Source organism: Acidovorax sp. T1 (genome assembly GCF_002176815.1).
Taxonomy (GTDB): domain Bacteria; phylum Pseudomonadota; class Gammaproteobacteria; order Burkholderiales; family Burkholderiaceae_C; genus Acidovorax.
Genome location: NZ_CP021648.1, coordinates 2,671,199 through 2,681,033, shown reverse-complemented (window position 1 = coordinate 2,681,033; position 9,835 = coordinate 2,671,199). Strand labels below are relative to the sequence as shown.

Sequence of the window (9,835 nt, the reverse complement as noted above, 5' to 3'; positions counted from 1 at the left end):
CTGAAGATCGGTAACAAAGATATGAGCACCTTGCAGCAAAAAATCACCGCCTGCCCCCCCGATGCCCTGGCTGGCATCCGCCGCGGCATCGAAAAAGAAGGCCTGCGCGTGCTGCCCACGGGCGATCTGGCCCTTACGCCGCACCCGGCGGCGCTGGGCTCGGCGCTGACGCATCCGCACATCACCACCGACTACAGCGAGTCGCAGATCGAGCTGGTTACCGGCGCGCACCGGGGCGTGCAGCAGTGCCTGGATGAACTCACCGAGATCCACCAGTTCGCCCTGCGCACGCTGCACGAGCAGGGCGACGAAATGCTGTGGGTGTCGAGCATGCCCTGCCGCCTGCCCACCGACGAAACCATTCCGCTGGCGCGCTACGGCAGCTCCAACGTCGGGCGTGCCAAGAGTGTTTACCGCATGGGCCTGGGCCACCGCTATGGCCGCCGCATGCAGACCATTTGCGGCATTCACTACAACTGGTCCATGCCCGGCGTGAGCAGCGAGCAGTATTTCGCGCTGATCCGCAACTTTCGCCGCAACGCCTTTGTGCTGCTGTACCTGTTTGGCGCCTCGCCCGCGCTGTGCCCCTGCTTTGCCCAGGGGCGCCCGCATGCCATGCAGCGCCTGAGCGAACAGGCGCTTTACCTGCCGCACGCCACCTCGCTGCGCATGGGCCGCCTGGGCTACCAGAGCGACGCGCAGGCCACGCTGGCCGTCAGCTACAACGGCCTCGATGGCTATGCCGACTCGCTGCACGAGGCGCTCACGCGGCCCTATCCCGCCTACGAGGCCGTGGGCATCCGTAACCCGGGTGGCGACTACAACCAGCTGGGCACCAGCCTGCTGCAGATCGAAAACGAGTTCTACGGCACCATCCGCCCCAAGCGCGTGATCCAGCCCGGCGAGCGCCCGCTGCATGCGCTGCGCGAGCGCGGGGTGGAATATGTCGAGGTGCGCCTGATGGACCTGGACCCGTTCGTGCCCGTGGGCATCACGGCCGAGACCATGCGGCTGCTCGATGTGTTCCTGCTGCACTGCCTGCTGTCCGACAGCCCGCCCGACACGCCGCAAGAAATCACCGAACTCAAGCACAACCAGCATCTCACGGCCGCGCGTGGCCGCGAACCGGGCCTGTGCCTGGTGCGCAATGGCCGCAATGTTCCGCTGGTGGACTGGGCTGCGCAGGTGCTGCAAGAGTGCGCGCCGCTGGCCGCCGCGCTCGATGCCACGCACCACAGCACCGATTACAGCGCCGCGCTGGCCAGCGCCCGCGCCACGCTGGCCCACCCAGCGCAGACGCCTTCGGCCCGCGTGCTGGCGCACATGGCGCGCGAGCACGGCAACAGCTTCACCAGCTTCACCACCCGCCAGTCGGCCCTGGCGCGCGACGCGCTGCTGGATTTGCCCTGGAGCGACACCCAGCAGGCGCGGTTTGCCGCGCTGGCCGATGAATCCGTGGCGGCCCAAAAGGCCATCGAGGCGGCCGACACGCTGCCGTTTGAGGAATGGCGCCAGCACTACATGGCGGCGCAGGGGCTGGGCTGATCCCTTTTACGGAGTCAGGGCAGGGCAGACCAGGCGCGCTGCGAAGGGCCTCTGGCAAAGCCGCCGAATCGTTGGCCAGGAACCCTGGGTCCGCTTCAGTCGATCCACTGGCCACGATCAGGCAATGACGGCCACGGATTTCACCTGGATCCAGATTGGCAAGCCCGGTTTGATTTGCAGTTCCTCGACGGACTTCCACGTCACGCGCGAAATCAAGGACTGGCTGTCGCAACGAACGCGCACCAACGCTTGCGCAGGATGGCTGTCTGCCATGACGGCGTCAACCACGCCGGGGAGGTGGTTCTGGATGCTGCTGCGCATCGGCTCATCGAGCGTCAGGCTGACATCGCGCGCCAGCACGCGCAGCCGAACGCGACTGCCAGAGGGCAGTCCGCTGTCACGGACGACGATGCATCGCTCCTTGAGTTGAACGCGGGCGAGATGCCAGTGCGGATCTCGCTCGACGACCGTTCCCTGAATCACGGTTGCGGCCTCTTCGCCTGCCAGTGCGGGCAAGTCACCCCGCGCCAGAATCTCGCCAACGGGGCCAACGGCGACGGCCTGCCCATTTTCGAGGACCACCACTTCGTCTGCCAGCCGGCTCAGCTCGTCCATCGAATGCGTGACGTAGAGCATGGGTGTCGCCAGTTGGTCGCGCAAGCGCTCAAGCCACGGCATGATTTCGTTCCGGCGTGGAAGATCCAGGGAAGCAAGTGGTTCATCCAGCAGTAGCAGTCTCGGCCGGGTGGCCAGGGCGCGGGCGATGGCTACCCGTTGCCGCTCACCGCCAGACAGCTCCTGCGGGCGGCGTTTGAGCAGGGAGGAAATTCCCAGCAGTTCGATGGCTTCGTCCAGGGTGTTGTGATCGGCCGACTTCTCGGTGCGACGCAACCCGTACTCAAGATTGCGCTGCACATCCAGATGCCCGAACAGGCTGGCTTCCTGGAAGACGTAACCCAGCGGACGGCGCCAGGTCGGCACAAAAACGCCCCGTGCGTCGTCCTGCCAGACCGCATCACCGATGCGAACGAGGCCGCAAGTGGCGCGCTCGAGTCCCGCCACACAACGAAGAATGGTCGTCTTGCCCGACCCCGACGCACCGAAAAGTACGGTGATACCTCTTGCGGGGAGGTGCAGATCAACATCGACATTGAACTGCGCGCGCGGCAGTTCCAAGCGGATCCGGTTCGTGTCGGTCATCAGCGCATCACGCTCGCGCCATTGCGCTTGAGCAGCGACAGGCACAGCAGAACCACGAAGGAAAAGGCCAGCATGCCGCCCGCCAGCCAGTGGGCCTGAACGTACTCCATGGCTTCGACGTGGCCGTAGATCTGGGTGGAGACCACGCGTGTCTTGCCCGGGATGTTGCCGCCGATCATCAGCACCACGCCGAACTCCCCCACCGTATGTGCAAAGCTGAGGATGGCGGCGGTGAGCAGGCCGGGGCGTGCCAGCGGCAGCGCGATGCTGAAGAAAGTGTCGAGCGGGCTCGCGCGCAGCGTTGCGGCAGCTTCGAGTGGCCGCTTCCCGATGGACTCGAAGGCGTGCTGGATCGGCTGCACGGCGAAAGGCAGCGAGAACGCGACCGAACCAATCAACAGGCCAGTGAAGGTGAAGGACAGCGTGCCCCAGCCCAAGGCCAGGGTGAGTTGCCCCAGCGGCCCCTGTGGCCCCATCAACACCAGCAGGTAAAAGCCCAGCACCGACGGCGGCAATACCAGGGGCAAGGTCACCACGGCGCTGATCGGCGCCCGCCAGCGCGAGCGCGTTTGTGACAGCCACCAGGCCAAGGGCGTCGCAAAGAGCAACAGCAACAGCGTCGTCAGCGTCGCCAGTTCCAGCGTGAGCCAGATGGCCTGCCAGGCGTGGTGGTCAAGCATGGCCGACCTCAAAGCCCGTAACCGTAAGCGCGGATGATGTTCTTCGCCGATTCGCCCTTCAGATAGCGCACCAGTTCCGGCGCTGCAGGGTTGTTTTTCCCCTTGGCGAGGATGAGCGCGTCCTGGCGGATCGGGTCATGGAGCGTTTGCGGCACCATCCAGGCGGAGCCCTCGGTCATGCGCCCATCGACGAGCACCTGGGACAGCGCCACGAAGCCCAGCGGGGCGTTCTGAGTGGCAACGAACTGGTAGGTCTGGCCAATGTTCTCGCCCTGAACGAACTTGCTGCCAAGCGCCTGAGCGAGGCCGAGTTGGTTCAAGGTTTGTAAGGCCGCCGCACCATAGGGCGCGAGCTTGGGGTCGGCCAGCGCGATGCGGTCGAACGACCCCGCACGCAGCACTTCGCCCTTGTCGTCAACCAGGTCCGGCTGCTTGCTCCACAGGACAAGCTTGCCAATGGCATAAGTGAAGCGCGTTCCCGCCACGCCCTGGCCTTCCCGTTCCAGACGCGCGGGGGTTTCATCGTCGGCGGCGAACAAGACCTCGAACGGGGCACCATTCTTGATCTGCGCATAGAACTTGCCCGTCGAGCCGAAGGACAGCACCAGCGTGTGCCCCGTCTCCTTCTCGAAGGCCTTGGCAATCTTTTGCATCGGTGCCGTGAAGTTCGCGGCAACGGCCACACTGAGCTCGGCCGCCTGCAAGGAGCCGCTCAGGAGCAGGCCGGCAAACACGAGGATGGCAACGGGTTTCATGAAGAAATCTCGCTATTCAAAAGTGGAATAACGAGTATAGCCACGCTTTCACTGCGAGGGGACAATCCGTGCATGAACGAACCAGTCCCCCTTCAGCTCGATGCCGTCCTCGGGCACGACGCAACAGACAAACGCATTGACGTGCTGCGCCGCATCGGGGCGGCCGGCTCCATCTCTGAAGCGGCGCGTGGTGCTGGCATCAGCTACAAGGCTGCGTGGCAGGCCATTGAAACCCTGGGCAACCTCACCGGCACGCCGCTGGTGGAAAAGGCAGTTGGCGGCAGCGGCGGCGGCGGTGCGCAACTGACACCGGCCGGACACCGCGTGCTGCGGGCCTTCGATCTGCTCGTGGCTGCCCGCCACGCGGTCCTGGCTCAGCTGGATGACGAGGACGGTGGAGGCGTGCCGTCGCTCGGCCTGGCAGCAATTGGGCTGCGAACCAGCATGCGCAACCAGCTTCCTTGTGTCGTCGCCGGCGTGAGCCCATCGGGCGCTGCGGTCAGGATCGAACTCGCGCTATCGGATGGAACCCGTCTTTCGTCGCGGATCACACAGGAGAGCGCACAGCTACTCGATTTGACTCAGGGCCGGAACGTCCTTGCGTTGTGCAAGGCGACCGCCGTCAGGGTCACCTGTGTGGGCTCCGGGGCGGCTTCGAAAAATACGCTGGGTGGGCGCGTTGTCCGGATTTCGGGAGACACTGGGGCCGCCGAGGTGAGTTTGAAGCTGGACTGCGGCTTGTCGATGGTTGGATTCGCATCCGACGCCGGCCCGCTGAACGTGGGTGATGACTGTGCGGCCCAGATTGACGACTCCGCCGTCGTGATCGCGCTTACAGGTTGATCGTTGAGTGACGGGGTGACGGGGTGACGGGGTGACGGGGTGACGGGGTGACGGGCAAGAAAGCGCCGCTCTGTGTGAAACCGCGGCCTGGCAATGAGCCATCAAACAACGGGTCCTTTCCATCGGCATCCGCCGCATGTCGCCAGTCAATAAAAAATGATAGCTGCTAGCGCTTACACAGCAAGCGCTGCGGGCATATTTCACCAAAAATCAACAGGATCTATCTGCAGCAGCGCTTCTTGCCGCCAGTATTCGGCCGCATCCAGATACCCCTCCCACACGCAGCCGTTGCAGCCGCGTCCGCAGCAGGTGGTGGGCTCGGGCGGGGGCGCGCGCAGCGCCAGGCCCTGCGCCCGGGCCAGCTGCTGCAGCACCTCGAACATGGCGCGGGCCGAGGGGCCGTCGGTGGCGCGGGCGGGCCGCTGCGCCCCAAGGTCCCGCATCATGACCGGCCGCGTGCCTTGGCCGCCGCCGCCCGGCGCATGGCATGGCGCACCAGAAACCCGCCCCCCAGCACCAGCGCGAACCAGCCCGCCAGCGCCGACTGGGCCATGATGTCCTGCACGCTGGGCGAGCGCGCCACATAGGGGCCTATCAGCACCACCAGGCCGATCAGCACGCAGGTGACGCCCTTGAACAAAAGCTCTTTGTCGGCCTTGTCGGAGGCCTTGTCGGCGGGGCTGGCGGGGCGGTTGGTGGGTGCGGGCATGGCGGGCGTGAAACGAAAGGGCAGGGGACGCGATTATCCTTGCCACCCTCAGCCCGCACCGAACAATCAAGAAAGTACCCCTCGCATGGCCATCCAGTGGTTCCCCGGTCACATGCACCTGACCAAGAAAGCCATCACCGAACGCATCAAGGACATTGACGTGGTGATCGAGGTGCTGGACGCGCGCCTGCCCGGCTCCAGTGCCAACCCGCTGCTGGCCGAGCTCACGGGCCACAAGCCCACGCTCAAGGTGCTCAACAAGCAGGACGTGGCCGACCCCGAGCGCACCGCGTTGTGGCTGGACTGGTACAACGCTCAGAGCGCCACGCGCGCCGTGGCGCTGGATGCGCAGGACCCCGCGCCCGCCCGCAAGCTGATCGACGGCTGCCACCTGCTGGCGCCCCACCGTGGCGGCATGGCCAAGCCCATGCGCGTGCTGATCTGCGGCGTGCCCAACGTGGGCAAGTCCACGCTCATCAACACCCTCACCAACAAGCGCCAGGCCAAGACGGGCGACGAAGCCGGCATCACCAAGCTGGAGCAGCGCATCACGCTGGCCGACGATTTTTATCTGTGGGACACGCCGGGCATGCTGTGGCCGCGCATCGTGGTGGTGGAAAGCGGCTACAACCTGGCCGCCAGCGGCGCCATTGGCCGCAATGCGTATGACGAAGAACTGGTGGCGCTGGAGCTGCTGCGCCGCCTGCAGCAGCACTATGCGCCGCTGCTGGAGGCGCGCTACAAGCTGGGCCTGCCGGCTGGCACCGTGGCCCGCATGCACGACGAAGATCTGCTCGAAGCCATTGGCAGAAAGCGCGGCGCCATGCTGGGCGGCGGGCGCGTGAATTTGCAAAAAACGGCCGAGATCGTGATGACCGACTTCCGCACCGCCATCCTGGGCCGCATCACGCTGGAAACGCCGGCCGAGTTCGAGGCCTGGCGGGCCGCCGGTGCGCTGGCGGACGCCGAGCGCGAGGCCAAGAAGCAGGCCCGTGAAAACCGCAAAAAGAAGGGCAGCGGCACCCGCGAGCCGTGAGTTTTGCCGATGGGCCCGGCTCTGTGGGGGCTCAATTTTTCTCGCCCCATCGCAAAATACTGTCGCTTATTTGTTCTTGTCCTTGCCGCGCGGGATCACCGTGGTCATGGGCGGCATGGGGCGGTCAGAGCCGTGGCCTTCCTTGGGGGGCGATGTGTCTTTCTTGGGCTTTTTCGCCATCTTGTTGTTGTGCATTTGTCCTTTTGCCATAGATCCTCCTGTGTGGGTCTCGGGATGGGACCACTCGGGGTGGGATGGTACGTCACAAACCGGGCCGGTTCGCCCAGCGTGGGCCGCGCGGCGGGTTGCCTTGCGCGGCCCCTGTGAGGCCCCGCAGCCGGGGCTTCAGAAGGATGAGCCCGGCTGGGCCAGAAACGCCAGCTCGCCGGGCGTGGACACGCGCCCCAGTGTGGCATTGCGGTGTGGATAGCGGCCAAACCGCGCAATGATGTCGCGGTGCAGCACCTCAAAGCGCAGGTTGTTCTCCAGCCCCGGCTGGTCAAACAGCACCATGGCCTGGGCGTGGATGGCGGCGGATTCGCTGTGCATGTAGGGCAGGTAGGCAAAGGCCCGCTGCGCCGGGGGCAGGGCGGCATCGAGGCGAGCGGCCACCAGCTCCTGGGCCAGCACCAGGGCCTGGGCATCCTGCGCAAACGCCAGCGGCGTGCCGCGATGGATGTTGCGCGAGAACTGGTCGAGCACCACGATCTCGGCCAGGCGGCCCTGCGGCGTTGCGCGCCACCCCCACAGCTCGCAGCGCTGCGCCGCCTGCCAGGTGGCGCCAAAGCGCACGCGGATCATGGCGTCGATCGCGTCTTCCTGGGCAAAGTGCTGCGCGGGCGAGAGTTCGTCGAACCAGAAATGAAGGATGTCTTCGGCTTGCATGGCAATGGGTTATGTATCAAATCGGCTTCTAGCGCTTGATGATAAAGCGTTAAGTGCTATGAAAAACATAGTTGTTGCTGCGGCGCTCCGGGTTGGCATCGTGCAACTGGCCGAGCCCGGCTAGCGTGCATCGGGCGAGGCTTGCCAAGGCAGCCCTGCCAGCAGCCGTTGCCAGTCTGCCGTGGGGGCCTGCGCGCCGTTGTCTTCTTGCATGGCATTCGCGGCAGTGGGGCTGGGGGTGTTCCACGCGGGCCACTGCAAGCCGCTGTCCAGCGCCAGCGCAACGCCCGTCACCGGGTGCGGCACCACCAGCTGCCAGGCGTGCAGCCACAGCCTTTGCTGGCCCAGGCGCTCGGCCCACCAGCGGTTCAGCGGCCCTTTGCCGTGGGTGGCGTCGCCGATGATGGGGTGCGCCAGGTGCTTGAGGTGGCGGCGGATCTGGTGGCGCCGCCCGGTGGTGGGCCAGGCCTCCACCAGCGACACGCGCGTGCTGGCAAAGCGCGCGTCACTGGCTTCAGGCAGCGTGAGCTGCGCCAGGCGGCGAAAGCGCGTGTGGGCGTTTTGCACAGCGGCATCGGCGGGGGCATCGTCGGGCTTGAGGGCGTGGTCCACGTCGATGGATTCAGGCGCCCAGCCGCGCACCATGGCCAGGTAGCGTTTGTGCGTCGCCCCGTGCTCGAAGGCCTGCGACAGCGCGCGCGCCGCAGCGCTGTGCAGCGCCATCACCAGCACGCCGCAGGTGCCTTTGTCGAGCCGGTGCACGGGGTACACATGCTGGTCCAGTTGATCGCGCAGGGTTTGCATCACAAAGCGCGTTTCGCCCGCATCCAGGCCTGTGCGGTGCACCAGCCAGCCGGCGGGCTTGTAAACCGCCACGAGGTGCTCGTCGCGCCAGAGGATGTGCAAAGGGGGCATGGGCGTGGGTGCAGGGGCTGCGGGGCGAAGCTGCAATGCAGCACGGCAGGCGCGCATTGTGCAGTAAGGGATGGCTTGCACACGGGCCACGATGGGTTGCCCCCGTGCCGGTAGCAGGGGGCTGTGCGCGCGACAATCGGGGCCATGACGAAGAAAACCATCCTCCCGCTGCAACTGCTGGTTGCACCCGACAAGAACGACCCCGCGCCGCTGATTCTGTACCACGGGCGCAACTGCCCCGACGGCTTTGGCGCCGCGCTGGCCGCGTGGCTGTATTACGGCGATGCCGCCGAGTTCCGGGGGCTGGACCATGGCGAAATCCAGTCGGTGGATGACCTGCCGGCCTTGCAGGGCCGCGCGGTTTACATCCTGGATTTTTCGTTCTCGGCCGAGATCCTGTGTGCCATCGAAGAGCGTGCCGCCAAGCTGGTGATGCTGGACCACCACAAAAGCGCCGCCGAAAAGCTCACCGGCTTTGCCTGCCGCTGCGGCGTGGTGCACTTTGACATGGACAAGTCGGGCGCGCGCCTGGCGTGGGAGTTCTTCCACCCCGGGCAGCCCGTGCCGGAACTGCTGAAATACATCGAGGACCGCGACATCTGGAAATGGGAGTTCCCCGAGAGCGCGGGCTTTTTGTCGGCCCTCGACATGGAGCCCCAGGAGTTTGCACGCTGGCAGGAGATCGCCGCCTTCATGCCCGAGCAGCTCACGCAGTTCATGGCGCGCGGCGCGGCGATGGACGAAAAATACCGCAAGCTGGCGGCCGACATTGCCGAAGGCGCGCAGCCCCTGGTGTTCAACGGCATCGAGGGCCTGATGGTGAACGCGCCGGGCATGTTCCACAGCCTGGTGGGCGACCTGCTGTCCGCCAAAACCGGCACCTTCGCGCTGATGTGGAGCGCGGGCGCCAAGGGCGTGAAGGTGGGCCTGCGCGCGCAGCGCAACTTTGATTGCATCGCGCTGGCCGAAAGCATGGGCGGCGGCGGCCACGCGCAGGCCTGCGGTTTCAAGATGGGGGCCGAGCGGCTCACCGAACTGCTCAGCGGTGTTTTCAACGCCCAGCCTGCAGCCGCCGACTGAATCGCGCCGGGGCGCGGAGTTGTCGCTCCCAAGGCCTTGCGAAGTGGGCTCAGAGGCTGAGCGTTTTTCGGCCGTGCCCGAAAGGCGCGTCAAAACGCGCCGGGTCTAGGCGCAAAACACAGCCATAGCTCGGGCTATGGCGAGTATTTGCAACGACGAGCCGGTGTGTTTTGGCGTGCAAGGCGGG

Annotated in this window: 12 protein-coding genes; 4 read left to right on the top strand and 8 right to left on the bottom strand. The window is 65.8% G+C overall.

Annotated elements, in window-relative coordinates:
• Positions 1 to 21 precede the first annotated feature (21 nt).
• The gene (gene gshA / locus CCX87_RS12665) at positions 22 to 1,545 is read left to right on the top strand and encodes a glutamate--cysteine ligase (RefSeq protein WP_087746723.1); all 1,524 of its coding nucleotides are present in this window, start codon (positions 22 to 24) and stop codon (positions 1,543 to 1,545) included.
• 117 nt (positions 1,546 to 1,662) lie between these two features.
• Here the strand turns inward: gshA and modC are convergent, their stop codons facing one another.
• Genes modC through modA form a run of 3 tightly spaced genes read right to left on the bottom strand, consistent with a single transcriptional unit; the run spans position 1,663 to position 4,180 of the window.
• Positions 1,663 to 2,745: a molybdenum ABC transporter ATP-binding protein gene (modC, locus tag CCX87_RS12660; protein ID WP_087746720.1), complete on the bottom strand. Its 1,083-nt coding sequence runs from the start codon at positions 2,743 to 2,745 to the stop codon at positions 1,663 to 1,665.
• Entirely contained in the window at positions 2,745 to 3,425 is a 681-nt protein-coding gene (gene modB, locus CCX87_RS12655) for a molybdate ABC transporter permease subunit (RefSeq protein ID WP_087746718.1), read from the bottom strand. The genes modC and modB overlap by 1 nt, the downstream gene beginning before the upstream one ends.
• Before the next feature lie 8 nt (positions 3,426 to 3,433).
• On the bottom strand, positions 3,434 to 4,180 hold the full coding sequence (gene modA / locus CCX87_RS12650; protein WP_087746715.1) for a molybdate ABC transporter substrate-binding protein: 747 nt from the start codon (positions 4,178 to 4,180) through the stop codon (positions 3,434 to 3,436).
• A 72-nt stretch (positions 4,181 to 4,252) separates the two neighbouring features.
• Here modA and CCX87_RS12645 point away from each other — a divergent pair, with 72 nt between their 5' ends.
• Positions 4,253 to 5,023 (top strand): TOBE domain-containing protein, encoded by a 771-nt coding sequence (locus CCX87_RS12645; RefSeq protein WP_087746713.1) that lies wholly within the window; start codon positions 4,253 to 4,255, stop codon positions 5,021 to 5,023.
• A gap of 200 nt (positions 5,024 to 5,223) precedes the next feature.
• Here CCX87_RS12645 and CCX87_RS12640 read toward each other — a convergent pair whose 3' ends face one another.
• Positions 5,224 to 5,469: an oxidoreductase-like domain-containing protein gene (locus CCX87_RS12640; RefSeq protein WP_232476390.1), complete on the bottom strand. Its 246-nt coding sequence runs from the start codon at positions 5,467 to 5,469 to the stop codon at positions 5,224 to 5,226.
• Positions 5,466 to 5,732, bottom strand: a complete 267-nt coding sequence (locus CCX87_RS12635; RefSeq protein WP_087746710.1) for a hypothetical protein — start codon at positions 5,730 to 5,732, stop codon at positions 5,466 to 5,468. Before CCX87_RS12635 ends, CCX87_RS12640 begins: the two co-directional genes overlap by 4 nt.
• 85 nt (positions 5,733 to 5,817) lie before the next feature.
• Here CCX87_RS12635 and ylqF point away from each other — a divergent pair, with 85 nt between their 5' ends.
• Positions 5,818 to 6,768 carry a ribosome biogenesis GTPase YlqF gene (ylqF, locus tag CCX87_RS12630; protein ID WP_087746708.1) on the top strand — a complete coding sequence of 317 codons (951 nt, stop codon included), beginning with the start codon at positions 5,818 to 5,820 and terminating at the stop codon, positions 6,766 to 6,768.
• A gap of 66 nt (positions 6,769 to 6,834) precedes the next feature.
• Here ylqF and CCX87_RS21120 read toward each other — a convergent pair whose 3' ends face one another.
• The 3 genes from CCX87_RS21120 to CCX87_RS12620 form a co-directional block, all read right to left on the bottom strand.
• Entirely contained in the window at positions 6,835 to 6,978 is a 144-nt protein-coding gene (locus CCX87_RS21120; RefSeq protein WP_167372725.1) for a hypothetical protein, read from the bottom strand.
• Between the two features lie 135 nt (positions 6,979 to 7,113).
• A complete protein-coding gene (locus tag CCX87_RS12625; RefSeq protein WP_087746706.1) occupies positions 7,114 to 7,653 on the bottom strand; it encodes a DUF924 family protein in 540 nt (179 codons plus the stop codon).
• A gap of 120 nt (positions 7,654 to 7,773) precedes the next feature.
• The gene (locus CCX87_RS12620) at positions 7,774 to 8,568 is read right to left on the bottom strand and encodes a pseudouridine synthase (RefSeq protein ID WP_087746704.1); all 795 of its coding nucleotides are present in this window, start codon (positions 8,566 to 8,568) and stop codon (positions 7,774 to 7,776) included.
• 144 nt (positions 8,569 to 8,712) lie between these two features.
• Here CCX87_RS12620 and CCX87_RS12615 point away from each other — a divergent pair, with 144 nt between their 5' ends.
• Positions 8,713 to 9,648 carry a DHH family phosphoesterase gene (locus CCX87_RS12615; RefSeq protein WP_087746702.1) on the top strand — a complete coding sequence of 312 codons (936 nt, stop codon included), beginning with the start codon at positions 8,713 to 8,715 and terminating at the stop codon, positions 9,646 to 9,648.
• Positions 9,649 to 9,835 lie beyond the last annotated feature (187 nt).

Bases quoted from the DNA above. Each gene is read 5' to 3' on its own strand.
- gshA (WP_087746723.1), top strand. From the start codon at position 22: ATGAGCACCTTGCAGCAAAAAATCACCGCCTGCCCCCCCGATGCCCTG.
- modC (WP_087746720.1), bottom strand. From the start codon at position 2,745: ATGACCGACACGAACCGGATCCGCTTGGAACTGCCGCGCGCGCAGTTC.
- modB (WP_087746718.1), bottom strand. From the start codon at position 3,425: ATGCTTGACCACCACGCCTGGCAGGCCATCTGGCTCACGCTGGAACTG.
- modA (WP_087746715.1), bottom strand. From the start codon at position 4,180: ATGAAACCCGTTGCCATCCTCGTGTTTGCCGGCCTGCTCCTGAGCGGC.
- CCX87_RS12645 (WP_087746713.1), top strand. From the start codon at position 4,253: ATGAACGAACCAGTCCCCCTTCAGCTCGATGCCGTCCTCGGGCACGAC.
- CCX87_RS12640 (WP_232476390.1), bottom strand. From the start codon at position 5,469: ATGATGCGGGACCTTGGGGCGCAGCGGCCCGCCCGCGCCACCGACGGC.
- CCX87_RS12635 (WP_087746710.1), bottom strand. From the start codon at position 5,732: ATGCCCGCACCCACCAACCGCCCCGCCAGCCCCGCCGACAAGGCCTCC.
- ylqF (WP_087746708.1), top strand. From the start codon at position 5,818: ATGGCCATCCAGTGGTTCCCCGGTCACATGCACCTGACCAAGAAAGCC.
- CCX87_RS21120 (WP_167372725.1), bottom strand. From the start codon at position 6,978: ATGGCAAAAGGACAAATGCACAACAACAAGATGGCGAAAAAGCCCAAG.
- CCX87_RS12625 (WP_087746706.1), bottom strand. From the start codon at position 7,653: ATGCAAGCCGAAGACATCCTTCATTTCTGGTTCGACGAACTCTCGCCC.
- CCX87_RS12620 (WP_087746704.1), bottom strand. From the start codon at position 8,568: ATGCCCCCTTTGCACATCCTCTGGCGCGACGAGCACCTCGTGGCGGTT.
- CCX87_RS12615 (WP_087746702.1), top strand. From the start codon at position 8,713: ATGACGAAGAAAACCATCCTCCCGCTGCAACTGCTGGTTGCACCCGAC.